A 24,079-nucleotide genomic window follows, 5' to 3' on the forward strand; every position below is an offset into this window, starting at 1 on the left:
CGTCACAGGGGAAGGGGCCTGCCGGAGGCGGCTTCGTCGCGGAAGGCGTCCCACAGAATGTTCAGTGGGTGGGAGGCGTCATATGTCTCGCGTTCGCCTTTGCGGGCGAAGACGCCGGAGATCAGTTGGAGCGTGGGGGCGAACCCGTCGGCGAGGTCGATGAGCCGGAAGTCGTCGCTGGTGGGCAGGCGGCCGTCGACGGCGGCCTGCCCGATGGAGCGGGCGCACAGCATGCACCCATAGGTCATGCGGGAGCGCAGCAGGGCGAGTCCGTAATAGATGTCGTCGATCTCGGCGGAAATCTGCAGTTGTGAGCGGAAGTCGGGCCCGTACCAGCGCTCGACGAAGTCGGTGATCACTCCTCGGGAAGGAATGACCAACGGCAGGTTCCGCAGCCGGTCGACGCCGACGGTCTTGGCGGCGAGTTCGCGCACAGGAAGGTTCGTCAGCAGGGCGAGGCCCTCGCGATGCCATTCGAGGAAGTCGTAGTCGGGGGCAACCCGCTCGGCGGCGGTATCGGCGGCCAACCCACCACACAAAAGGTCGACTTGGTTGGAGTCCAAGCGGGTCCAGAAGTCGCGGGTGCGCACATGCACGACCTTCAGTTCGACTTCCTGCTCCATCAGTCGCGGGGCGACACGCTCCCACACCCGGCCCAAGAAACCGAGGGTGAATTCGGTCGTTCCCACTGTCAGCGTTGAACCGAGCCGGCGGCGGGAGTCGGCGATGCCCTGCAGCCAGTCGGCGAAGGTCGCTCGAGCACGCTCGACGACATCCAGCCCGGTAGGGGTGAACAGGAAGTTCTTGCCCCTCCCCTGCTTCACGACCAGCAACTCGCCCGTCAGTTCCTGAAAGTTGCGATTGAGAATGTCCAGTTGCTTTTGCACGCTTGACTGCTCGCGCCCGAGCACCTTCGCCGCAGCCAGTGCGGTTCCGGACTCGCGGACGATGATCAGTGTTCTGAGCTGATCCCAGGTGAGATCCAGCAAATCCGGTGAACACGAAAGAAGATCAACGCGGAAGCCCTCCGGTCCTGGCACCTTCAGTGGTCCGGACGGTAACGACGGCACCATTGCTCCCCCTCCCTGATGTGACCTCAATCAGTTTGCTGTTCGCACGGCCAACAGAACTGAACTTCTCCGCATTTCACCCCGAGAAAACCTTTAAATGTCCAACCGGACATATGGATATCACGGACTACCCCGGGGAACATTTCGGCAGCCGCCTTCGCTCCGAAAGGCGATTCCCGGACTGCCCGAATCCGGAGGTGAGTCATGCTCTCAGCCGAGTCGATCACTCGCCTGATCAATCAGCGTTCTCTGGAATGGTCCGCCCAACTCCACAGTGAGGGACTGCCGTTGACGCCCGGGGGCGCCACGGCAGCCGCTCGCGGCACGGAGCACGCGGTGATCGACCTCGCCGATCCGCTGCAGCTCGACTCCACCGCACTGCGGCTGCACCACGGCATGCCGCCGGCCCGCCTGCTCGCCTGTGCCCTGGACGAGGCCCGCAGCGGCGGCGCCATGTCCCGCCCGTTCTACGGCAGCGGGCCCGACCTGAAGAGCCGATACGCCGACGAATTCCGCGTCGGCCCGATCCAGAGGTAACAGCCATGGACTGCCAGTTCTGCACCGAGTTCACCGCACGTGAGAGCACGACCCGGATCATCACCGAGACCGCTGGCGGCTGGATTCTGCTGCCCACCGTCGGAGCTCTGACCCCGGGCTATTGCCTGTTCATGCCCGTCGAGCACCTGGACGCCGCCGCCGACATCACCCCCGCCCGCCTGAAGCGGGTCGCGTCGGAGACGGAGGAGATGCGCGCGCTGATCCAGGCCCGCTACGGTCCGGTGATCCTGGCCGAGCACGGACCGCGCGACTGCGAACTGGGCGCCTCTTGCTGCAGCCACTGCCACCTGCACCTGATTCCCGTCCCCGACCCGGACGCCATCACCGCCGCCTACGAGCAGACCGGCGGCCCCGGCCGGCGGCTCTCCTCCATGGCGGACCTTCCGGAGGCCGCGGGCGGGTCCTACCTCTATCTCTCCCCCAGGCCTGGCGAGCACCACTACTGGCCATCGGCCGGCTTCGCCCGACAGTTCGTGCGCCGCGTCTGCGCGGACCAGCTCGGCATCGGCCACCTCTTCGACTGGCGCGATCACCCCTTCATAGCCCACCGGGAGCGCACGTTCATCGAGTTGTCCGCCGACATACGCCTCCCGAACGCCGCCTGACGAAGGAAGGGGGACGGCGAGATGGCGATATCCCGCCCGTTACACGCGCTTCCCAACGCCGAGCTGACCGCGGCGGCCATGGACAGGCGCTGGCCGAAATGGCAAACCATGGCCCTGCTGCACTCGCTGAAGCTGCCCGTGCTCAACGCCTGTCTCATTCCTCCTGGTCACGACGCGGAGGCGGTGCGAACCGCCGCCCACGCGTTGGCGACCGCCACCGATGCCGAGCGGCTGATGATCCGCTCCGACGGCGGTGCGGAGAAGAAGCAGTACTACCGTGGCGGCAACGTCTTTCCCGTCGAGGAGATCCCGCCGAGGGCCGGCAGGTTGCTGGCCGACGGGCGGGCCGTGATCCTCGCGGAGCCGACCAACCGCTTCACCAACAAACTCACCGTCCTGGTCCGCATGGACCGGCTCGGCCCAGGCCGCCCGGGTTCCTTCACCCTGGAAGCCCTCGGGCCGGGATACGACGTGGCCGACCTGACCCGGGGCCAGATCCCACCGCAGGTCACCGCCCACCTCGACGACGTCGACTGGAACCGCTACCAGCCGCCCCGCTGGCACGAGTGGCAGATCACCGGCGACCGCTGTCCCGGCGGCGAAAACGCCCGTCGGCAACGCCGACTTGAGCGACTGGCCACCCAGACCCTCACCGACGGCGGCCATCTGGACGGCACGGTCGGCGCCGAACACGCCGAGGCATGGCTGCGAGAGCACGGCTTCCTGCACCTCTTCGGGCCGCAGGCGACCCGTGAGGCCCTGGCCAAACGTGCCCGTCGGCTGTTCGATGACGCCTTCTTCCTCGCCCTGGCCCAACCGAACCGGAACTGGCACTGCCTGGCCACCGCATTCTCCGTGTTCCACAACGCCGGCACCAACTACTGGGACTTGGTCGACGGCGAACGCAAGTACGCCACGACGGCACCGGCCGCCGCCCGAACCAAGGAGCGAGCCGCATGATCACCAAACCGATCTACCTCGACCACCAGGCCACCACGCCCTTGGACGAGCGTGTCCTGGAAGCGATGCTGCCGTACCTCACCAGCCAGTACGGCAACCCCTCCAGTCCGCATGCCTACGGACGCGTCGCCGCACGGGCCGTGCGCACCGCCCGCCGCCACGTCGTCGATCTGGTCGGCGCGAAGAACGAGCTGGAGATCGTCTTCACCTCGGGCGCCACCGAGGCCAACCATCTCGCGATCGTCGGCGCTGCCCTGGCCGCCCGCCCGTCCGGCGGACACATCATCACCACCGCCATCGAGCACAAGGCCGTCCTCGCCGCGTGCCGGCGGCTCGTCGAGCACCACGGCTACACACTGACCCGCGTCGGTGTCGACCGGCACGGCCGCGTTCACCCCGCCGATATCGCCGCGGCCCTCGCACCGAACACCGTGCTGGTCTCGGTGATGCACGCCAACAACGAGATCGGTACTCTCCAACGGCTGGCGGCCATCGCCGAGATCACGGCCCCACGCGGCATCCTGCTGCACACCGATGCTGCCCAGAGCGCCGGGTACGGCCTGCTGGACGTCGCCGGACTCGGCGTCGACCTCGCCTCTTTGTCCGCCCACAAACTCCACGGCCCCAAAGGCATCGGCGCCCTCTATCTCCGCGGCGGCATCGGCATCACCGCCCAGCAGACGGGCGGCGGACAAGAACGCGGACTGCGGGCCGGCACCCCCAATGTCCCGGCGATCGTCGGCTTCGGCGCCGCCGCCCGCCTCATCACCAGCGACGCCGTCCCTCCTCCACGCCGCCTCCGGTTCCTGCGCGACCGGCTCCAAAACGGCCTCCTGGCCGCCATTCCCGGCACAAGCGTCAACGGGCACCCACACCGGCGGCTACCGGGAAACCTGAGTCTTACCCTCCCCGGCATCGAGGCCGTCGAGCTGCTCGACCGCGTCCCCGACATCGCCGCATCCACCGGCTCCGCTTGCAACACCGGAAGCGGCGAACCCTCCCACGTCCTCACCGCGATCGGCCTCACTCGCGCCCAGGCCCGCGCGACCCTCCGACTCAGCCTCGGCCGCACCACCACCGACAACGACATCGTCCAAACCATCGACCTCGTCACGCGAGCCGCACACTCCAACATCCACTGCTCCAGCCCCACCGAACCGCCGGACCCGCCACAGGGCAGGCTCTGCGGCAACCCCATCGCCCGGTAAACACTGATGGCAGCCGCCGTTGACCCTGCGGCACAGGACGAGTAGCTGCTGCGTATGAGCCACCCGTCCTCACGCACGACACGATCGGTGCACCGGCGTCGAGCCCTGCATACCGACAGATCCCGAGCACCGGACACCGCAGGCCCCCCGCCCACCGCTCATCCCCTAGCCAAGCCCCCAACCGCCCCAAGCAACACACGGATCAGACGGTCGTTTTCCGGAGCCGGGCCGTAAGGGAAGGGGAGTCGGCGGCGGCTGTAGCCGTAGGCCAGGGCGTTGCGTGGGTCGGCGAATGCCTGTTGGCCGCCTGCGCCGCTGTGGCCGAACGCGCCCTGGCCGAGCACCGGGTACACCTCGGACGTGGCGTGGAAGCCGACCGCGAACGCCTTGTGCTCGCGGGTGACCAGGTCGTAGCCGATGGAGTGGATCTGGGCGAACGCGGCGGCGGTGCCCGGTGTCAGCAGCGGCGGCATGCCGTCCAGGGGGCCGATCGTGGCCGCGTACATCCGGGCCAGGCCGCGCGCCGAGGCCACGCCGCCCGAGGAGGCAGGCCCTTGGGCCCGGATCGTCCGGAAGTTCGGCAGCTTCCACAGTTCCGGGTTCTGCGGGTGATGCCGGTTGAACGCGATGCCGGACAGGCTGTTCGCGCCGGTCGCGCGCGCCGCCAGTCCTGCCAGCCGCTCGGGGGTCGCCACCATCGGCTGTGCGCTCAGGAATCGGGGTTCCTGGTCGTCCGGAAGGCCGAGGTGGACGTCCACCCGGTACGGATCCCGCACGCGTGCGGCGAAGTGTTCCTGGATGGTCCGCCCGGTGGCGCGGCGCACCACCTCGCCGCTCAATGCCGCCACGACCATCGCGTGGTAGCCGAACGTGCTGCCCGGCCGCCAGTACGGGCGCTGCCTGCCGAGGCGTTCGGCGACGATCCGGTCATCGGCGAGTTCTTCGAGCGTGAACCCGGTGTCCGCGCCGACCAGGCCGGCCCGGTGCGACAGCACCTCGCGAAGGGTGATGTCCTGCTTGCCTTCCACGGCGAATTCCGGCCAGTAGTGGCTGACCTTCCGGTCCAGGTCCAGCACGCCTTCCTGGACGAGCAGGGCGACGACCAGGTGCGCGGCGCCCTTGCTCGCGGAGTACGCGCCGAGCAGCGAATCGCCGGTGATCTCCGGGCCGGTCCACAGGTCCACGACCCGTTCCCCGCGATGGTACGCCACCAGTTGCGCGGCGATGGCGCCGCCTTCATCGGCCGCTGTCGCGGCGAACTCGTCCCGTACCGGCTCGAACCCGTCGGCCACGGTGCCCTGTACTGCGTTGTCCTCCGCCATCGCTTCCTCCCGGCGCCGTCGCGTGGTGTCCGGCCGCGCCGGACACACCGTGCGCCTCATAGATTAGTAACCAGTGGTCAGAAATGGGAAGGGCGGTCCTTCCCCGACCCGTTGGGAGTCTTCGCCGTCGATACCGGCCCGCACCCGCCCAGGCCCACCGCTGCCCACCGACGCCCGCCGACGGTGAGTTCGTATAGTCGTGGCCATGGCTGATTCCGCGACCACCCGACAACGCCCGGGACGCCCCGCGCAGATCAGCCGCGAGCGGATCGTCGACGCCGCCCTCTCGGCCGGGAACCTCGACACGTTGACCATGCGGGAACTCGCCGGCCGCCTGGGGGTCACCCACGGCGCTCTCTACCGCTGGGTCACCAACCGCGACCGGCTCTTCGACCTCATCAACGAGGTCATGGTCGAGCGCATCCTTCCCCCCGACGGCCCGCGCGGCGGTCACTGGCGACCCTGGCTCGCGCGCGTCGCCTGGGCCATGCACGACCAGTTCCTCGCCGTACCCGGCTATGCCACCAGGACCTCACGGCCGCACCGCCACTCCCCCTCCTTCGGGCGGCTCAGGGAGGAGGTCGTCACCGCGTTCACGAACGCCGGAGTCCGGCCCGAACTGGCCGAGCAGAGCTGGTACATCTTCATCACTTCCGTCGTCAGCTGGCTCGCCGTCCAGGAGAGCCCGCTCGACCTCGGTCACGACGCCCCTCGCTTCGAGCTGTTCCTCGACACCCTCCTCCGGGGCCTGCCGGCCAGGGAACCAGGTACCGAGCGGCCCTGAGCGCCCCGGATATCGCGGCCCGCGGACACGCTCCGGGCCGGGCCTGTTCCCGCGGCGGCATGACGGGCCGGGCAGCGCGGCATCCTCTGCTTTCCCACAGGCCCCCTCGGCATCAACAACGCGATAAAGACGGGCAACACCGCATCAAGAGGGCGCCAGCGGACCCGGTGGCCTCGCGTCTCCTGCTTAGCGTCGGCGGTATGGGAACGCGAACCGCTCACGCCGCACCGGCATCCGCCGGACGGCGGGGCCACGTCGTCGACCGCCACTGGCGTGCGGATGCCCGGCACGCCCTTCGGTGCTCCTTGGCGTTCATCGGCCTGATCATGCTGCTCGATTGGGGTGCGGGCGGCCTCACGCTGCCGCGCGCCGGGCTCTGGGCCGGGCTCGGGGGCTTGGTCCTTGCGGTCCTGCTGCCGTCGCGCGTGACCGCGGGCGACGGATGGCTGGCGGTACGGGGTCTGGTGCGCGAGCGCCGGGTGCGTACCGATGCGCTGGTCGCGGTGCGGCGCTGCGGCAGCACCGCCGTCTGCCTCGTCCTGCGCGATGCGCACGGGCAGTGGCTGGAGCTGGATCTGCGCGTCCTGGACGCCAATCCGCTGATCCGGCATCTGCTCGACGCCGGTGCCCGCCGCTCCGCCGAGCGCGGCACGCTGCGCCACGGGGCGGACGTGGTGGGGAAGTTGACGGACCGGCTCGACGGGCGGGAGGCACGAGCCGTCCTCAAGGCGTCCGGGCTGCGGTGACCGAGGGGCTTCGTGGGGCGCGGCGGCCGGGCTCACCTGGTGGGGACCGGCCAATGTTCCGCAGATCGTTGACGACGGAATGATCTATGCCTAGCTTCACCGGGGCGCCGGTGCGGTCCCCCGCCGGCGGCACCACCACCGCATCCGGGAGCTCGTCGTGCAGCCGTCCCGCCCGTCCGCAGGCAACTTATCCGCCGGCGAACCCGCCATTGCCCAACCGTCATCCGATGTCCGGCAGTTGCGCCGTGTCGCACTGTCCGGACTGCTCGGCACGGCCGTCGAGTTCTACGACTTCCTCGTGTACGGCACCATCGCCGCGCTCGTCTTCGGCGACCTGTTCTTCCCCGGTGCCGACCCCGCGGTCGGCACGATAGCGGCCTTCGGCACCTTCGCCGCCGGCTATGTGGCCCGCCCGCTGGGCGGCATCATCTTCGGTCACTTCGGCGACCGGCTCGGCCGTAAGTCGATGATGCTGCTGACCATGACCCTGATGGGCAGCGGCAGCTTCCTCATCGGCGTGCTGCCGACGTACGGCACGATCGGCGTCTGGGCGCCGGTGCTGCTGGTCGCCCTGCGCGTCGTGCAGGGCATCGCGATCGGCGGCGAGTGGGGCGGCGCGACCCTGATGATCGTCGAGCACGCCGAACACAGCCGGAGTTCCCGCCGCGGGCTGTGGTCGAGCTTCACCCAACTCGGCGGCCCGCTCGGCTCGGTGATCTCTGCCGGAGTGGTCACGCTGCTCTCCGCGCTGCCGGACGGCCAATTCCGTACCTGGGGCTGGCGGGTGCCGTTCCTGCTGAGCGTGGTGCTGCTGGCCGTCGGACTGTTCGTGCGCCTCCGGGTCGCGGAGAGCCCGCTGTTCACCCAGGCCAAGCGGGAGCCGCTGGACCGGACACCGATCGTGGAGGTGCTGCGCCGGCCGAAGCCCGTGCTGCTCGCCGCCTGCGTCGGTATCGGCGCGTTCACGTCCCAGTCGTTGCTGACCGGCTTCATGATCTCGTACGCGGTGGGCCACGGCTACAGCAGGCCGCAGGTGCTCACCGCCGTCACGGTCGCCTCCTGCGCGGCGCTCCTCGTACTGCCCGTCGCCTCCGCGCTGTCGGACCGGGTCGGCCGCCGCCCGGTGGTCCTCGCGGGCGCCGTCCTCTCGGTCGTGCTCGCCTTCCCTGTCCTCGCCCTGGTGAACTCCGGTTCGCCCGGCCTGCTGATCCTCGCCCTCTGTCTCGGGCTCGGCGTCGCCCAGTCCACGATGTACGGGCCGCTCGGCGCGCTGCTCACCGAGATGTTCGGCACCCGCGTCCGCTACACCGGTGCCTCGCTCGGCTATCAGGCGGCAACCCTCGTCGGCGCGGGCTTCTCGCCCATGCTCGCCAGCAGCCTCCTCGCCGCGTACGACGGGAGCAGCACGCCGGTGTCGCTGTTGCTGTGCGCCGGTGGGGCGATCACCGCGCTGACCGTGTGGCGCCTGCGCGAAACGCACACCGACGCCCTGGACTCGGCGGCACCCCGCGCCGCCGTCCCGAGCCAGGCAAGGACGTCCAGTTGAGAAACGGATGCCGTCCAAGGTCTCTTTCCGGCCACCGGTCCCGAGTTCGAGGCCGATGATCGACCATTACTTAGGTTAGGCTAACTTCTGTTGGGTGATCGTGACTGCGCCCGACCGAGAAGAAGACACCCCACGGCCTCGCCGCACCACGGGCGACGGCCCCGGCACATCCGCCCAGGACACCGACCTCCCGTCCGGCCTCGCCGCCACGGGCATCACCGTCGCCTACGACGGCGTCGACGTCGTGCACGAAGCGGATCTCCGTCTTCCGCGCGGGCGGGTCACCGCACTCATCGGCCCGAACGGCAGCGGAAAATCCACCCTGTTGCGGGCCGTCGCGCGCCTGCACCGGGCCCGCGCCGGCCAGGTGACCGTCGGCGCCGACGGCACGGACCCGGTCGACGCGCTCGCCCTCTCCCGTACGGATTTCGCCCGGCGCGTCACGCTGCTCGCCCAGAGCCGCACGACCCCGGCCGGCCTCAGCGTCCGCGAAGTGGTCGGTTTCGGACGGCACCCGTACCGCGGCCGGCTGAGGGGAAGCGACCCGGACGGCGCGCGGCTCGTCGAACACGCCCTGGCCGTCACGAACATCACCGCACTCGCCGACCGCGGCGTCGAAAGCCTCTCCGGCGGCCAGCTCCAACGCGTCTGGTTCGCCTGCTGCCTGGCGCAGGACACCGAAGTGCTGCTCCTCGACGAACCCACGACCTACCTCGACCTGCGCTACCAGGTGGAGGTCCTCGACCTCGTCCGGGATCTCGCCGACACGCACGGCGTGACCATCGGCGTCGTCCTGCACGACCTCGACCAGGCCGCCGCGGTGGCGGACCAGGTCGTCCTGCTGTCCTCGGGGCGCGTCGCCGCCGCCGGGACTCCGGCCCAGGTGTACGACCCCCAGTTGCTGACCGACACCTACGGCATCCGTATCGAGGTCGAACCCGACCCCGCCACGGGCACCCCCCGCACCCGCGCGGTGGGCAGCCAAAGCGAGCAGCAGAAGCTCCTCCGGAATTGGCACCCCCCGCACCCGCGCGGTGGGCAGCCACCACCTCCGGCTCGAAAGGCCCTGAACCACCTCATGACGACCAAGCACTGGGCATGGCCCGTGATCGTCGGAACCGCCGCGATCTCCCTCGTCGGCTGCGGCACTTCCGAGGCGCCCAAGAAGGACGCCGCCTCCGGCGCCAAGCTGACGCGCTTGTGGACGCACTGGCCAAGTGAACGTGCGCACCCACACGACGGAGACCGCACACGCGCCGTCGACCGGCCCGGCGGAGCAAGCGCCATCCGCCGGGGCCGTCCGGCCGGCGCGCCGCGGCTCGCTCGCGCTTCTCACGTTCGGGGCGCTCCTCGCGTTGCTCGCCCTCGCGGTCGTCCACATCGGCCAGGGCACGGCGGCCATCGGGCCGCACACGCTCTGGCGTGCCGTCACCACTTTGTGGACCGGGGGCGACGGTTCGGGCCAGGCGGACGCCGTGCTCGTGGCCTCGCGGCTGCCGCGGCTCGCCGCCGGACTCGTCGTCGGCTGCGCGCTGGGCGCGGCCGGAGCCGTCCTGCAGTCGGTGTCCCGTAACGTCCTGGCCTCGCCCGACACGCTCGCGGTGAACGCCGGCGCCTACCTCGCGGTCGTCGCCGTCGCCGCGTTCGGCGTCACCCTGCCCGCCCTCCCTGCCGGTGGCACGGCCCTGATCGGCGGGCTGCTCGCGGCCGGCGTCGTGCTGGGCCTCGCCCGTGCCGGTGCGGGCCCCACCCGGCTGGTGCTGGCGGGCTCCGCGCTCACCCTCGGGCTCAGCGGACTGAGCCAGCTGCTCCTCCTGCTGCGCCCCCAGCAGACCACCGGTCTCTACGCGTGGGGCAACGGCTCCCTCGCGCAGATCGGCATGGAGACCATCGACCGGCTCGCGCCGGTCGCGCTCGTGGCGCTGATCGCGCTGGTCGTGCTCGGCAGGCGGCTCGACATACTCGGACTCGGTGACGACGAGGCCCGGTTGATCGGGTCAGTCCCCGCCTCACCCGGGCCGTCGCCGTGGTGCTCGCCGTGGTTCTCTCCGCCGTATCCGTCACCGTCGCCGGGCCCATCGGCTTCGTCGGGCTGTGCGCGCCGGCGATCGTCCGGCTGGCCGGTGCCCGCGTCCCCGCGCTGCTGCGCCACCGCGCGTTCATCCCCGTCTCGGCGCTGGCCGGCGTCCTCGTCGTGCTCGGCGCTGACGTCCTGCTGCGTGCCCTCTTCGGGGCGCAGGCGGGCACGGCCGTCCCGACCGGCATCGTGACCAGCTTCTTCGGCGCCGTGGTGCTCGTCGTCCTCGCTCACCGGTCCAGGGACAGGGGATCCACAGGACCGGACGCGGCCTTCGCCAGGCTGCGCAGCCGTCGTGCCTTCGTCCTCACCCTGTCGGTGGTGACCACCGCGCTGATCGCGGCGGTCGTCGGGGCGGTCCTGCTCGGCGATGCGCCCCTGCTGCTCGGCGACGTGGGGAACTGGCTCACCGGCCGGTCGGGGCAGCTCGTCACCTTCGTGCTCGACACCTGGGTACCCCGGGTCGCCGCGGCGCTGCTCGCCGGTGCCGCGCTCGCGACGGCGGGCGCGGTGGTGCAGGCGGTCTCCCGCAACCCGCTCGCCGAACCCGGCATCCTCGGCGTGGTCGGCGGCGCGGGCGTCGGCGCCGTCCTCACCCTGACGGTCGTTCCGCTCGCGAGCTTCTGGCTGATCGGCGGGTCCGCGCTCGCCGGTGCCGCGGTCGGCGCCACCCTGGTCTTCGGGCTCGCGGCACGGCACGGGCTGGAGCAGAACCGGCTGGTGCTGATCGGCATCGGTGTCTCCGCGGGCGCGACGGCGCTGGTCAGCCTGCTGATCGTGCTGACGGATCCGCACAACGGGACGAAGGCTCTCGTGTGGCTGTCCGGCTCGACCTACGGGCGTACGTTCCCCGAGATCCTGCCGGTGCTCGCCGCGCTCGCCGTGTCCCTGCCGGTCCTCGCCGTGCTGCGCCGCGACCTCGACCTCATCGGCCTGGACGGCGACACGCCCCGGCTGCTCGGGATCCGGCTGGGCACCATGCGGCTGGCGCTGCTCGGCGTCGCCGTCGTCCTCACCGCCGCCGCGGTCGCCGCGGTCGGCGTCATCGGCTTCGTCGGACTGGTGGCACCGCATGCGGCGCGCGCCCTGGTGGGCCGGCGTCATGCCCGGGTGGTCCCGGTGGCCGCGCTGCTGGGCTCCCTCCTGGTGGTGGTCGCCGACGCGGTCGGCCGGACGGTCATCGCGCCCGCCCAGGTCCCCGTCGGAGTCGTCACCGCGGTGATCGGTGCCCCGTACTTCGGGTGGCTGTTGTGGCGGTCCAAGGGAGACGGGTAGCGCGGGCGGCGGGAAGCGCGGGTCGGACCGGAGCCGGACCCGCGCCCCGCCCCCGTCGTGGTCGGCGGAAGCCGCACGGGTGCGCCGCTCATCAGGTGGGCTCGACGAGCTGTACGCGCCTGCTGTCGTCGTCGGAGAGGAACGACGCCAGCGCCCGTCCCTGCTCGGCGACGGCGGTGCGGTCGGCAGGGGACAGCCGGCCCAGCGGGGTGACCCGCACGGTGCCGGCCCTGACGCACCAGGTCGCGGCGACCCGGCCGTCGACCAGAACGACGCGGGCACCGGTGACCGACAGGCCGCGGTGGGTGTCGTCGATGATCCGGCCGCGGTCGTGGTAGCCGAGGACCGCGTTGTCGAACGCCGGGAGGAACCGCACCGGGGCGGGGGTGTCGGGGTCGGGGCGCGGGGCGTCGGGGAGGTCCAGCAGTTCCCGGCCGCGCTCGTCGCGGAAGGAGACCAGTTCCTCGCGCAGCGCGGCAACCGCGGCGGGCAGCCCGGCGAGCCCGCACCAGGCGCGCAGGTCGGCCGATGCGGCAGGCCCGAACGCGGCCAGGTAGCGCCGTACCAGCGCCTGGCCCACCGGATCGGAACGGTCCGGGGACAGCGGGTCGATCTCGCGGCCGAGCCAGGAGGAGAGCAGGACGTTGCGCACCCCCGCCTTCGTCCGCCACAGCCCGCGCGGTGGCAGCTGCGCCACCGGGACGAGGGCGGCGACCAGCATCTCCCCCAGCGCCCGCGGCCCCGGCGCGGGCCAGCGCACGGCCAGCGCACGGGCCAGCTCCGTCATCGAGCGGGGTTCGTCGTCGGCGAGCACCGCCCGGCCCGCCGCGGCGAGTTCGCCGAGGTCCACCCCTTCGAGCTCGCGGCGGTAGGTGCCCAGTACCCGTTGGCGCAGCATGGCGCCGTGGCGGGCCCGCCAGGCCAGCGCGTCGTCGGCGGTGACGAGGTGGACGGTGCGGCGCATGAGGTGGGTGCGCACCACGTGCCGCCCGGTCAGCAGGTCCGACAGCGCCGCCGGGTCGAATGCGCGCAGCCGCGACCAGAGCCCGACGAACGGTTCCTGGGGTTCCTGTGCCTGGAGACCGCCGAGATGCGCGACGACGTCGATGGCCGGCACGTCGGCGCGTTCGAGCAGCAACTGCCGGGCGAGCGTGGCGCGGTTGAGGGCCCGGGTGCCGAGAACGGTCGTCGAGGTCGTGCGGCGGCCCGCGGGGCGGGGGCGGGACCGGGGTGCTGGATCCGGTGCGGAGCGACACGGCCCGTCCGGACTCCCGTCCGCCCCGTCTCGTGCTGTCACGGTCACGCCGTTCCCTTCTTCTTCTCGGATTCTGTGAGCCTTCGGGTCAGGTCGGTGCCGGGCGGTCGGCAGGCGCCGCCGCCCGGCACCGGTCAGGTGGCGGTCCGCCCGTCGAGCGTCTCGCGCAGGATGTCCGCGTGTCCGGCGTGCTGGGCGGTCTCGGCGATGACGTGCATCAGTACCCGCCGTACGCTGCGCACCGCTCCCGGCTCGTGCCAGGGCGCCTCCGGCAACGGGTGCGTCGCCGACAGGTCGGGCACGGACGCGATGATCTCCTCGCTGCGGGCGGCGACCTGTGCGTAGCGCGCGAGGATCCCGGCCGACGTCTCGCCCGGCAGCATCCGGAAGGCGTTGCGGTGGTCGATCGCCCACTGCGGGAATTCGCGTGCGGTACCGGCCGCGAGGTCGGCCCAGGTGACGCCGTCGGGCAGGTCGTAGCGCATCGCCGACGGGCCGTCGGTCACGAAGCGCAGCCACCCTTCCTCGATGGACGCGACGTGCTTGATCAGTCCGCCCAGGCACAGCGCGCCGGCCGTCGGACGCGCGCCCGCCTGCTCGTCGCCGATGCCGCGCACCGTGTCGGTCAGGGCCGCTCGCGCGCTCGCGAGAGCGGCGAGCAGGTCGGTCCGCTCGGCGTCGGTGGCTGAGGAGGTTGTGGTCGTGGTGGTCACGGTGTTCGGGCCCTTCCGGTGGTTCTCGTCGTACGGCACGGAACAACAGTCACAGGGGAAGCGGCCAGGGTGTGTCCGCTTCTCCGGGCACCATGGGACGCATGCCGAAGACCTCAGCGCGACTGCTGTCCCTGCTCTCGCTGCTCCAGGCGCGCCGGGACTGGCCCGGGGCGCTCCTGGCCGAGCGGCTGGACATCAGCCCGCGCACCGTGCGCCGCGACGTCGACCGGCTGCGCGAGCTTGGCTACCCCGTCGTCGCCACCAAGGGCCCCGACGGCGGGTACCGGCTCGACGCCGGCGCGGAGCTGCCCCCGCTGCTCTTCGACGACGAGCAGGCCGTCGCCCTGGCCATCGCGCTGCGGATGGCTACCACCACGGGTGCCGGCATCGAGGACGCCGCGGCACGCGCGCTGCACACCGTCCGGCAGGTCATGCCGGCCCGGCTGCGCCACCGCGTCGACACCGTCCGGATCACCGCCGTGCAGCGGTCCGCGCCCCAGCCGTCCCAACAGGCCGACAGCGGCGTGCTCATGGCGCTCAGCGCCGCCGTCCACGCCGGCGAAGTGCTGCGCTTCGACTACCTCCCCGCATCCCCACCAGGACCCGACGGCGCCGGTCCCCCGCCGCGCCGGGTGCAACCCCACCACCTCATCACCTGGGACGGACGCTGGTACCTCGTCGCCTGGGACCTCGACCGCGAGGACTGGCGCACCTTCCGCGCCGACCGGATCACCCCGCGCATCCCCACGGGGCCCCGCTTCACCCCACGCGAACTGCCGGGAGGCAGCGTGGCCGCCTACATCACCCGCACGTTCCGGGGTTCCGACGGCAGCGGCGGCTGGCCCTGCCGCGGCGAGGTGATCCTCCACCTGCCCGCCGCCGATGTGTCCCCCTACGCCGACGACGGGCTCGTCGAGGAACTCGGCCCCGACCGCTGCCGGCTCACCCTCGGCTCGTGGTCCTGGCCCGCCCTCGCCGCCACCCTCGGCAGGTTCGACGCCGACATCGAGGTCGTCTCCCCCGCCGCACTCAAGGACGCCTTCGCCCACCTGGCCCGCCGCTTCTCCGACGCCGCGACGAGCGCGCCGCCCTCGACCGCGTAGGCCCCTGCGTCCCGGCGTTCCACCGGGCCCGCGGCACCGGCCAGGGACGGAGAAGCGGAGCACGCGGCTCGCCCGTAGCGTGAGAGGCGTCCGTCCGTACGTGGTGGCGGCCGGTACCGGCCGGGCCCACGACGTCAGGAGTGATCATGACCGGTTCTGCCACCCAGGGAATCAAGACCGTCCTGCATCCCGTCTCCGACCTGGCGACGGCCAAGGAGGTGTACACCGCCCTGCTCGGTCTGCCGCCGCAGATCGACGAGTCCTCCTACGTCGGCTTCGAGACCGCGGGCCAGCACATCGGGCTGGTGCCCGGCGGTGGGCCGCAGGGCATGACCTCGCCGGTGGCGTATTGGCACGTGCCTGACATCGAGGCGAAGCTGGCCGAGGTGACCGCCGCGGGTGCCACCGTGCAGGAGCCCGCGCACGACGTCGGCGGCGGTCGCCTGGTGGCCACCGTCACCGACCCCGACGGCAACGTCATCGGGCTGCTCCAGGACCGGTGAGTGCCGCGTCTCCCCGCGCCGCATCCGGGCTCGGCGCGGGGTGGCCAGGGGGCAGCGGAGCGTTGCCGCGGGTGCGCCGACAATGGAGGGCCAGCCTTACCGTTCGAGGCCGGCCGGATCCAGCCGGCCGGCGCCGACGGAGACCGCGCACGCGGCCCGCGAAGAGGAGACGAAGACACGATGAGCACGGCCAAGAGGACGGAAGCGCAGTCGTCTGCGCCGCGCGGTGCCGACAGCCATGACGTGATCCGCGTGCACGGCGCGCGGGTGAACAACCTCAAGGACGTCAGCATCGAGATCCCCAAGCGCCGGCTGACGGTGATCACCGGCGTCTCCGGCTCGGGCAAGAGCTCGCTGGTGTTCGACACGATCGCCGCGGAGTCGCAGCGGCTGATCAACGAGACGTACAGCGCCTTCCTCCAGGGCTTCATGCCGACGCTGGCGCGGCCCGAGGTCGACGTGCTGGAAGGGCTGACCACCGCGATCATCGTCGACCAGCAGCGGATGGGGGCCGACCCCCGCTCCACGGTCGGCACCGCGACCGACGCCAACGCGATGCTGCGGATCCTCTTCAGCCGGCTCGGGCAGCCGCACATCGGCTCGCCCAACGCGTTCTCCTTCAACGTCCCCTCGGTCCGGGCGAGCGGTGCGATCACCGTCGAGCGCGGCGCCAAGAAGACCGAGAAGGTGACGTTCCACCGCACCGGCGGCATGTGTCCGCGCTGCGAAGGCCGGGGCACGGTCAACGACATCGACCTCACCCAGCTCTTCGACGGAAACAAGTCGCTCGCCGATGGCGCGATCACCGTCCCCGGCTACAAGGCGGGCGGCTGGAACTACCGGCTCTACAGCGCGTCGGGCTTCTTCGACCCGGACAAGCCGATCCGCAAGTACACGAAGCAGGAGCTGCACGACTTCCTCCACCGCGAGCCGACCAGGATGAAGATCGAGGGCATCAACATGACCTACGAGGGGCTGATCCCCCGGGTCCAGAAGTCGATGCTCGCCAAGGACAAGGAGGCGATGCAGCCGCACATCCGGGCGTTCGTGGACCGGGCGGTCACCTTCACCGCCTGCCCCGAGTGCGAGGGAACCCGGCTCAGCGAGGCGGCCAGGTCGTCGCGGATCGCCGGGATCACCATCGCCGATGCCTGCGCGATGCAGATCAGCGACCTGGCCGAGTGGGTCCGCGGCCTCGGCGAGGGCTCCGCCGGCTCGTCGGGCACGACGTACTCCATGGTGGCGCCGCTGCTCACCGCGCTCCGGCAGACCCTCGACTCGTTCGTCGAGATCGGCCTCGGCTACCTCGCGCTCGACCGGCCGTCGGGCACGCTGTCGGGCGGCGAGGCGCAGCGCGTCAAGATGATCCGGCACCTCGGCTCCTCGCTCACCGACGTCACGTACGTCTTCGACGAGCCCACCACGGGGCTGCACCCGCATGACATCCAGCGGATGAACGGCCTGCTGCTGCGGCTGCGGGACAAGGGCAACACGGTGCTCGTCGTGGAGCACAAGCCGGAGACGATCACGATCGCCGACCACGTCGTCGACCTCGGTCCCGGCGCCGGTACGGCGGGCGGCACCATCTGCTTCGAGGGCACCGTCGAAGGGCTGCGGGCCGGCGGCACCCTCACCGGCCGTCATTTCGACGACCGTGCCGTCGTCAAGGAGACGGTGCGCAAGCCCACCGGCACGCTGGAGATCCGCGGCGCGAGCGCCCACAACCTGCGGGACGTGGACGTCGATGTCCCGCTCGGGGTGCTGTGTGTCGTCACCGGTGTCGCCGGGTCAGGCAAGAGTTCGCTGATCCACGGCTCCGTGCCCGCTTCGGACGGTCCGGTGTCGGTCGACCAGGCGCCCATCCGCGGCTCGCGGCGGAGCAACCCGGCGACGTACACCGGGCTGCTCGACCCGATCCGCAAGGCGTTCGCGAAGGCCAACGGCGTGAAGCCGGCGCTGTTCAGCGCCAACTCCGATGGCGCCTGCCCCAGTTGTAACGGCGCCGGTGTCATCTTCACCGACCTGGCGATGATGGCCGGCGTCGCCACCACCTGCGAGGAGTGCGAGGGGAAGCGGTTCGAGGCGTCGGTGCTCGACCATCACCTCGGCGGGCGCGACATCAGCGAGGTGCTCGCGATGTCGGTGGCCGAGGCCGGGGAGTTCTTCGGCGCGGGCGAGGCACGCACACCGGCCGCGCACCGCATACTCGGCCGGCTCGCCGACGTCGGGCTCGGCTACCTCACCCTCGGCCAGCCGCTCACCACGCTGTCAGGCGGCGAGCGGCAGCGCCTCAAGCTGGCGACCCACATGGCCGACGAGGGCGGCGTCTACGTCCTCGACGAGCCGACCTGCGGCCTTCACCTCGCCGACGTCGAGCAGTTGCTCGGTCTGCTCGACCGGCTCGTGGACTCCGGCAAGTCGGTCATCGTCGTCGAGCACCACCAGGCGGTGATGGCGCACGCCGACTGGATCATCGACCTCGGTCCCGGCGCAGGCCACGACGGCGGTCGCATCGTCTTCGAGGGCACCCCCGCCGAACTCGTCGCCGCCCGCTCCACCCTCACCGGCGAGCACCTGGCGGCGTACGTCGGTGCCTGACGGGTCCTGGTACCCCCCCCGGGCCCGACACCGGCCGGGCCCGGGGGCAGGACCAGGTGGGCCGCCCGCCGAGGTGGGTGGCGGTCGCCTTCGCCTCGCCCCTGAGGGCCGGCCGCTCAGTCGCGAACCGCGTCCGCTGAGCCCCGCCCGGCCAGCAGTTCCGCCGCGGCCCTGGTGTTCACCGCGCCCGCACCGTAGGTACGGATGGCGGCGCCGGTCGTCAGGGCGGTGTCATCGGGCATCCCGACCGCGACCAGGACGGCGTCGGGGCGCCCCGCCAGCAACTCGGCGACCAGCGCCGCGGCCTCCTCGGCGCGGTGCGCGTCCCGGACCGCCAGGACCAGCGGCGTGCCATCCGCCGCCGCCAGGATCGCCTTGGCGGATGCCTCGGCCGCGGAGGTACGGATCGTCCGGGCGAGCAGGCCGAGTTCGGCGAGCGGGCCGGCCAGCTCCCAGTGGGCGTCGTCCGCCACGACGTTGCCCGCGGCGACCAGCTCGACCACGGTGGCCGGGCCGGGCAGTGCGACCGCGCCCTCGGCCCGGACCGCACGCCGTGCCGCCTCCAGGCCGGCCGAACGGTCCGCAGGGGCGGCCCAGCGGCGCAGGTCCGCCACCCGCTGGGCCGCCGCCTCCAGGAGTGTGGCGTCGAGCTCGCCCGCCCGTACCGCCGCCACCACGGCGTCCCGTACGTCGTGCCAGACGCGCTCGCCCTCGCCCGGCCCGAGCAGCAGCAGATCGGCCCCGGCCCGGAGCGAGTCGACGGCTGTGCGGCCCAGTTCGGCCGCGGGCAGCGGACCGGCGATGGCGATGGCCGTGCCGATCACCACGCCCTCGTAGCCGAGTTCCTCCCGCAGGAGGCCGTGCAGCAGGGCGCGGCTCAGGTTGGCCGGGTGCTCCGCGTCCAGGGCGGGGAACAGGACGTTGGCGGCCATCACCGAGCGGACCCCGGCCTCGATGGCAGAGACGAACGGGGGCAGCTCGCGGCTGCGGAAGGTGGCCAGGTCGCAGTCGACGACGGCCAGGGCGTGGTGCGAGTCGACCACCGTCGCGCCGTGCCCGGGGAAGTGCTTGGCGCAGGCCGCCACCCCCGCCGCCTGGACGGCTCCGATGAAGGCGGCGCTGTGGGCGCCCACCAGCCGGGGGTCCTGGCCGAAGGAGCGGACCCCGATGACGGGGTTGTCCGGGTCGCTGTTGACGTCGACGGAGGGCGCGAGGTTGAGGTTGACGCCGGCCGCGCGCAGGTCGGCCGCCAGCGCGGCGGCGACCCGCGTGGTGGTGCCGAGGTCGTCCGCGATGCCCAGCGCCAGGTTGCCCGGGTAGGAGCTGCCGTGGTCGGACTCCAGCCGGGTGACGTCGCCGCCCTCCTCGTCGACGCCGATCAGGGCGTCGGGGGCGGTCGCGCGCAGGGCGCGGGCGCTGTGCAGGACCGCGTCGGCGCTGCCGGCCCCGGCGTCGCCGTCCGGCGCGCCGGGGAACAGTACGAAGCCCGGCAGACCTGCGTCCAGACCGGTGTGCGCCCAGTCGGGCGCGGTGCCGGCGGTGACCCCCGGGAGCAGGCAGGTGTTGACCAGACGGTCGAGTTCACTCATGGCTGTCGTGTCCCTTGTCGAAGCGGTCGGTGCGATGGAGTAGGGCGGGTCAGTCCTGTGGGAAGAGCTCTTCGATGACCGCGGCCACCCCGTCCTCGTCGTGACCGCCGATGATGTGGTCGACGTCGGCCAGCACCGCGGGGTGGGCGTTGGACATGCCGTACGAGGTGCCGGCCCAGGCCATCATGGGAAGGTCGTTGGGCATGTCGCCGAAGGCCACCGTCTCCGAGGCCGCCACCCCGTGCCTGGCGGCCAGCTCCGCGAGCGCGAAGGCCTTGCTGACGCCCTGCGCCACCGCCTCCACCAGCCGCTCGCCGTTGGAGTGGTAGACGGTGACCAGATGCCCCACGGCGGGGTGCGCGAGCTCCACCAGCTCGTCGGCGGTCAGCTCGGGGTGCCGGCCGACCAGCTTCGGCGCGGGCCTGCCGAACAGGACGGCGTCGTCGGGGCGGATGACCGTGGTGTCGGAGTCCCAGTCGCCCGCCTCGTACCGGGCGTCGCCCGCCAACTCCTTGGCGTACTCCACCGCGAGGCCGATACCGGGGACGGCCGCCCGCAGCAGGGCGGCCACCTCGGTCAACGTCGGCACCGCGATGCCGTGTTCGGCGACGACCTCCTCCGTGTGCATGTCGTAGCTCAGGGCTCCGTTGGAGCAGATCGCCGTGCCGCGGTGGCCGAATGCCTCGGCGATCGGACCCATCAGCCGCGGTGGCCGCCCCGTGACGAGGACGAACTGCGCGCCGGCCTTCTCGATCCGCTCGAAGGCGGCGATCGTACGGGCCGAGATGGTCCGGTCGCTGCGGACGATGGTGCCGTCGAGGTCGGTGGCGACCAGCAGGGGTGAAGCAGAGCTCATGTGGTGTGTTCTCTCCTGTCAGCGAGGGTCAGGCTCTGGTCAGGCGATGAGGTTGTCGGGGTCCGGGGACGGCGTGGCCGGGCGGCGTTCGGGCTCAGCCTGCGCGGAGTTCATCGGACAGTTCCCGCAGTTCGCGGGCCGTTCGGGAGAGCGGGAAGCGGGCTGCGTTGCGGTAGCCGGCCGCTTGCACCTCGTCGAGGGCTTCGGGCGTACGGGCCAACTGGGCCACACAGGACGCGAAGGCGCGTGCCGAGCCGTCGCCTTCGGCGGCCTGTGCCGATCCCTTCAGCACCTCGGCAAGCCCGGGGACCGGCTGGTAGAGCACCGGGAGGCCGCAGGCCTGCGCCTCGACGGCGACCAGGCCGAAGGCCTCCAGCCGGCTGGAGGGGACGACCAGCAGATCGTGCTCGGCGAAGCTCTGCCACAGGTGGGGCCGGTCGAGCCAGCCGAGGTAGCGGACCGCGGACAGGTCGGCGGTCCGGGCCAATGCGTGGAACTCGGCCGGTGGCGCGGCCACGCTGAGGCTCGCGCCCTCGATCGCGGCCAGCCGTGCCAGCAGCTCCGCGGCGGCCTTCTCACTGGTGAGGCGCCCGGCGTAGAGCACCCGGAACTGTCCGGTCGCCCGTGGCACGCGCTGCGGCGGCTCGGTCAGGAGGTGATCGGGGATGCCCCAGGGGATCCGGGTGATGCGGTTCGACTTGACGGGGGTCAGGGTACGGAGCCGGTCGGCCATCGCCCCGGTCGGGACGACGATCCGGCCTGCGGTCGCCGCCGCGTCCCGCAGCACCGCCCGCTGGATGGGGTGGTCGGCGGCGAACAGCAGGTCGGTGCCGTGCACCAGGGCGAGCTGCGGCAGCTTGGGGAAGGCGCGCAGCAGGGCGGGGGTGGCGCCGAACGCGAGGTGCTGGAGGTGCACCACCTCGTGGTCGCCGCCGCCGAACCGCTCGCGGATGGCCGCGGTCAGATCGTCCACGTACGTCCAGAACGCCGGCCCGCTCAGCTGCTTGCCCGGCACGTCGAGCAGCTGCGGTCCGTGTCCGGGGGCGCGGGGCACGACCGGGCCCGGTTTCCGGGGGTCCGCGGTGAGCATGAAGGTGTCGGCGGGGACGAGTGGTTCGGGTCCGAGGTAGAGGTCCCAGAGCAGCTCGACGCTGCCGCCGGGGCTGCCGATGGGGAGGTCGAGTCCGGTGAGCGTCGTCATGAGAATTCCTGGTACAGCCGGGAGATGTCGATCCCCTGGGTCCGGGTGTATTTACGCCCCTGGCGCTGGTAGCTCAGGCTCGATCCGAGTGCGCTCAGGAAGACGATCTTTCCGAAGGTCATGCCGGGGTAGACCCGGACCGGCCGGACGACCTGGATCTCCAGCGTCCAGGCAATCGCGTGTCCCTGGTGGCCCAGCGGCGCGGAGACATGCACCCAGATACCGAGCGCGCCGACGGTGTGATCGCCGTTGATGAACTGGGCATAGCGTTCGGATCCGGTCCGTTCCCGGGTGACCCCCAGGTACAGCTCGCCCGGTTCCAGCACCATCCCCGACGCGGGGATGGTCAGCTCCTCGTACGCGGTGGGCCGGGCGGCGTCCAGTTCCCCCACGCACCGGCGGATCCGGTCGCCGAGGCACCAGTCGTAGGCGTTGGGGGATACCCGCTCCGGGTCGAAGGGCTCGATCACGATGTCCCCGCAGGCGACGGCGGCGGTGATGGCCTCGCGGGTCAGGATCACGGCGCCCCCACCCGGTCGCGCCAGTACCGTGACTCCTGCGGACCTGCCGCCTTCTGGTACTTGCCCGCGTAGAGCTCGACCTCGCCCAGAGCGGCGAAGAACATGATCTGGCCGATCTTCATCTCGGCGTAGACCCGCAGCGGCCGGACCGGCGACAGCATCAGTGTCCACTGCCCGTGGAAGCCGATGTCGCCGATCGGTGCGGTGATCTCCACGAAGAGGCCGAGCCGGCCGACCGAGGAGCGTCCGAAGAGCAGCGGTACGTAGCTGTCCGAGCCGACCTGCTCCACGGTGTGGCCCAGGTAGAGCTGGCCGGGCTGGAGGACGAAGCCCTCCGGTGGAATCAGGAGGGAACGGGTCGGGTTGGCCTGGTAGGTGTCGATGGTCTGGTCGGTGTAGCAGAGCAGCGTCTCGCCCAAGCGGACGTTGTAGCTGTTCGGGTTCACCTGGTCGGCACTGAACGGCGAGATGCCGATCCGGCCGTCGGCCACCGCCTCGGTGATCTCCGGTCCTGTCAGAATCATGGGTGCGTATCCCGTGTTCGTCGGTGCGGTCGAGGTCAGCCCTGTGCCCGGACCGCGGCGAAGTCGTAGTCGACCTGGTGCTCGATCCCCAACTCCCTCACCATCCGGTGCACGGTGGAGAAGTCGTTCATCATCAGCTCGTTGCCGGGGAGTTTGCGGGTGTCCTCGATGATCTCCTCGGCGTGCCGGATCCCGCTGAACTCCAGGAGCCTCGGCCACAGTTCCCAGTCCTCCGCGCCGAACGCGGTGATCGCGTCGGGCATCATCCGGACCCAGAAGTCGCGCTGTTCCGCGTTGAGCTTCGGGAAGATCTCGCGCATCAGTTCCGCGAGCACCGGCCCGTGCGCGGCCTCGTCGCGCGCGTGGAGCCGGGCGATCAGGGTGTGCATGGGCTGGATCCCCTTGCCGCGGGCGAGCAGGTCGAGGAAGCCGTTGATGCTGATCTCGCCGACCGCCGTCCACAGCAGGTAGAGCAGGTCCTTCTGCCACCGCTCGCCGTACTCGTCCGTCAGCGCGTACAGGCGCCGGTTGGTGACCGGCTGGCCGTAGTCGGGCTCGGCGGCGAGCCGGCGGGCCTCCCGGGTGCGCTGCATGGCGGCCATGTGCATATAGGTGTGCCAGACCTCGTCCACATGGGACTGCTGCACGACCTCCTTGACCTCGTAACGGTCGACTCCGGGGAACACCCCGTGGGCGAGCTTCGTGAAGGTCGGGTTGGCGACGAACTCCTCGGCGGCGATGACCCGTTCGTTGTACGAGATCCACGCCATCGTGTTCACCTGCCGGCGCTGTTCATCGGACGCGGCCAGAAAAAGCGGGTGTTCGGCAAACGGGAGCAGTTCGAGCGGGTAGTCGAGCAGTTCGGGGTCGTAGCCGCCCGGGTCGGCGACCGCCGCCATGTCGGTACGGATCGTCGCCCGGCGCGGCCAGGCGTCGGCCAGCCGGCGCAGGGTGCTGCGCCCGACGCTCGGCTTGGCCAGCAGCTCGGAGTCGAGAGTCTCGGGAGTGGTGTCCGGGGTGTCGGTAAACGGGGCGTGCGTAGTCATCGGTTGCCTCTCGTTCGGA

20 protein-coding genes and 2 pseudogenes are annotated in these 24,079 nt (G+C 71.5%); 12 read left to right on the forward strand and 10 right to left on the reverse strand.

Annotated features, from left to right (window positions below):
- Positions 1-2 precede the first annotated feature (2 nt).
- Positions 3-1,073: a LysR family transcriptional regulator gene (locus ACGFNI_RS17730; protein WP_393684752.1), complete on the reverse strand. Its 1,071-nt coding sequence runs from the start codon at positions 1,071-1,073 to the stop codon at positions 3-5.
- A gap of 201 nt (positions 1,074-1,274) precedes the next feature.
- Between ACGFNI_RS17730 and ACGFNI_RS17735 the strand changes: the two genes are divergently transcribed.
- From ACGFNI_RS17735 to ACGFNI_RS17750, 4 genes are read left to right on the forward strand one after another with little or no spacing between them, the layout of a single operon-like run.
- Positions 1,275-1,607, forward strand: coding sequence for a hypothetical protein (locus ACGFNI_RS17735; protein ID WP_393684754.1), 333 nt, complete (start codon positions 1,275-1,277; stop codon positions 1,605-1,607).
- Between the two features lie 5 nt (positions 1,608-1,612).
- Entirely contained in the window at positions 1,613-2,233 is a 621-nt protein-coding gene (locus ACGFNI_RS17740; protein ID WP_393684755.1) for a hypothetical protein, read from the forward strand.
- 21 nt (positions 2,234-2,254) lie between these two features.
- Complete coding sequence (locus ACGFNI_RS17745; protein WP_393684757.1) at positions 2,255-3,193, forward strand: hypothetical protein; 939 nt, start codon at positions 2,255-2,257, stop codon at positions 3,191-3,193.
- The gene (locus ACGFNI_RS17750) at positions 3,190-4,401 is read left to right on the forward strand and encodes a cysteine desulfurase family protein (protein WP_393684759.1); all 1,212 of its coding nucleotides are present in this window, start codon (positions 3,190-3,192) and stop codon (positions 4,399-4,401) included. Before ACGFNI_RS17745 ends, ACGFNI_RS17750 begins: the two co-directional genes overlap by 4 nt.
- Before the next feature lie 158 nt (positions 4,402-4,559).
- On the opposite strand, the gene ACGFNI_RS17755 is transcribed toward ACGFNI_RS17750, so the two are convergent.
- On the reverse strand, positions 4,560-5,723 hold the full coding sequence (locus tag ACGFNI_RS17755; protein WP_393684761.1) for a serine hydrolase domain-containing protein: 1,164 nt from the start codon (positions 5,721-5,723) through the stop codon (positions 4,560-4,562).
- A 205-nt stretch (positions 5,724-5,928) separates the two neighbouring features.
- On the opposite strand from ACGFNI_RS17755, the gene ACGFNI_RS17760 reads away from it, so the two are divergent.
- The 5 genes and pseudogenes from ACGFNI_RS17760 (at position 5,929) to ACGFNI_RS17780 (ending at position 12,151) form a co-directional block, all read left to right on the forward strand.
- Positions 5,929-6,507 (forward strand): TetR/AcrR family transcriptional regulator, encoded by a 579-nt coding sequence (locus tag ACGFNI_RS17760; protein ID WP_393684763.1) that lies wholly within the window; start codon positions 5,929-5,931, stop codon positions 6,505-6,507.
- A 200-nt stretch (positions 6,508-6,707) separates the two neighbouring features.
- Positions 6,708-7,253, forward strand: coding sequence for a hypothetical protein (locus ACGFNI_RS17765; protein WP_393684765.1), 546 nt, complete (start codon positions 6,708-6,710; stop codon positions 7,251-7,253).
- 238 nt (positions 7,254-7,491) lie between these two features.
- Positions 7,492-8,799 carry an MFS transporter gene (locus ACGFNI_RS17770; RefSeq protein ID WP_393684767.1) on the forward strand — a complete coding sequence of 436 codons (1,308 nt, stop codon included), beginning with the start codon at positions 7,492-7,494 and terminating at the stop codon, positions 8,797-8,799.
- A 214-nt stretch (positions 8,800-9,013) separates the two neighbouring features.
- Positions 9,014-9,778 (forward strand): annotated as a pseudogene (locus tag ACGFNI_RS17775) (ABC transporter ATP-binding protein); the annotation flags it as partial.
- Positions 9,779-10,022: 244 nt separating this feature from the next.
- Positions 10,023-12,151, forward strand: a pseudogene (locus ACGFNI_RS17780) (iron ABC transporter permease).
- A gap of 91 nt (positions 12,152-12,242) precedes the next feature.
- Here ACGFNI_RS17780 and ACGFNI_RS17785 read toward each other — a convergent pair.
- Both ACGFNI_RS17785 and ACGFNI_RS17790 read right to left on the reverse strand, forming a co-directional pair.
- A complete protein-coding gene (locus tag ACGFNI_RS17785; RefSeq protein ID WP_393685222.1) occupies positions 12,243-13,289 on the reverse strand; it encodes a winged helix DNA-binding domain-containing protein in 1,047 nt (348 codons plus the stop codon).
- 251 nt (positions 13,290-13,540) lie between these two features.
- The gene (locus tag ACGFNI_RS17790) at positions 13,541-14,119 is read right to left on the reverse strand and encodes a DinB family protein (RefSeq protein ID WP_393685224.1); all 579 of its coding nucleotides are present in this window, start codon (positions 14,117-14,119) and stop codon (positions 13,541-13,543) included.
- Between the two features lie 101 nt (positions 14,120-14,220).
- Here ACGFNI_RS17790 and ACGFNI_RS17795 point away from each other — a divergent pair, with 101 nt between their 5' ends.
- The 3 genes from ACGFNI_RS17795 to ACGFNI_RS17805 all read left to right on the forward strand — a co-directional run bounded on the left by ACGFNI_RS17795 (position 14,221) and on the right by ACGFNI_RS17805 (position 18,323).
- On the forward strand, positions 14,221-15,222 hold the full coding sequence (locus ACGFNI_RS17795; RefSeq protein ID WP_393684769.1) for a helix-turn-helix transcriptional regulator: 1,002 nt from the start codon (positions 14,221-14,223) through the stop codon (positions 15,220-15,222).
- A 146-nt stretch (positions 15,223-15,368) separates the two neighbouring features.
- Positions 15,369-15,725, forward strand: a complete 357-nt coding sequence (locus tag ACGFNI_RS17800; protein ID WP_393684771.1) for a VOC family protein — start codon at positions 15,369-15,371, stop codon at positions 15,723-15,725.
- 180 nt (positions 15,726-15,905) lie between these two features.
- Complete coding sequence (locus ACGFNI_RS17805) at positions 15,906-18,323, forward strand: ATP-binding cassette domain-containing protein (protein ID WP_393684773.1); 2,418 nt, start codon at positions 15,906-15,908, stop codon at positions 18,321-18,323.
- Between the two features lie 116 nt (positions 18,324-18,439).
- Here ACGFNI_RS17805 and ACGFNI_RS17810 read toward each other — a convergent pair whose 3' ends face one another.
- The 6 genes from ACGFNI_RS17810 to ACGFNI_RS17835 form a co-directional block, all read right to left on the reverse strand.
- Positions 18,440-19,912, reverse strand: coding sequence for a glycoside hydrolase family 3 N-terminal domain-containing protein (locus ACGFNI_RS17810; RefSeq protein WP_393684774.1), 1,473 nt, complete (start codon positions 19,910-19,912; stop codon positions 18,440-18,442).
- Positions 19,913-19,961: 49 nt separating this feature from the next.
- A complete protein-coding gene (locus ACGFNI_RS17815; protein WP_393684775.1) occupies positions 19,962-20,768 on the reverse strand; it encodes an HAD family hydrolase in 807 nt (268 codons plus the stop codon).
- Between the two features lie 94 nt (positions 20,769-20,862).
- On the reverse strand, positions 20,863-21,969 hold the full coding sequence (locus ACGFNI_RS17820; RefSeq protein WP_393684777.1) for a glycosyltransferase family 4 protein: 1,107 nt from the start codon (positions 21,967-21,969) through the stop codon (positions 20,863-20,865).
- Positions 21,966-22,490 carry a deoxycytidine triphosphate deaminase gene (locus ACGFNI_RS17825; RefSeq protein WP_393684779.1) on the reverse strand — a complete coding sequence of 175 codons (525 nt, stop codon included), beginning with the start codon at positions 22,488-22,490 and terminating at the stop codon, positions 21,966-21,968. Before ACGFNI_RS17825 ends, ACGFNI_RS17820 begins: the two co-directional genes overlap by 4 nt.
- Positions 22,487-23,014 carry a dCTP deaminase gene (gene dcd, locus ACGFNI_RS17830; protein ID WP_393684780.1) on the reverse strand — a complete coding sequence of 176 codons (528 nt, stop codon included), beginning with the start codon at positions 23,012-23,014 and terminating at the stop codon, positions 22,487-22,489. The genes ACGFNI_RS17825 and dcd overlap by 4 nt, the downstream gene beginning before the upstream one ends.
- A 35-nt stretch (positions 23,015-23,049) precedes the next feature.
- On the reverse strand, positions 23,050-24,060 hold the full coding sequence (locus ACGFNI_RS17835) for a diiron oxygenase (RefSeq protein ID WP_393684781.1): 1,011 nt from the start codon (positions 24,058-24,060) through the stop codon (positions 23,050-23,052).
- Positions 24,061-24,079: the final 19 nt, after the last annotated feature.

Origin of the sequence: Streptomyces sp. NPDC048644 (assembly GCF_043199105.1) — a bacterium.
Taxonomy (GTDB): Bacteria; Actinomycetota; Actinomycetes; order Streptomycetales; family Streptomycetaceae; genus Streptomyces.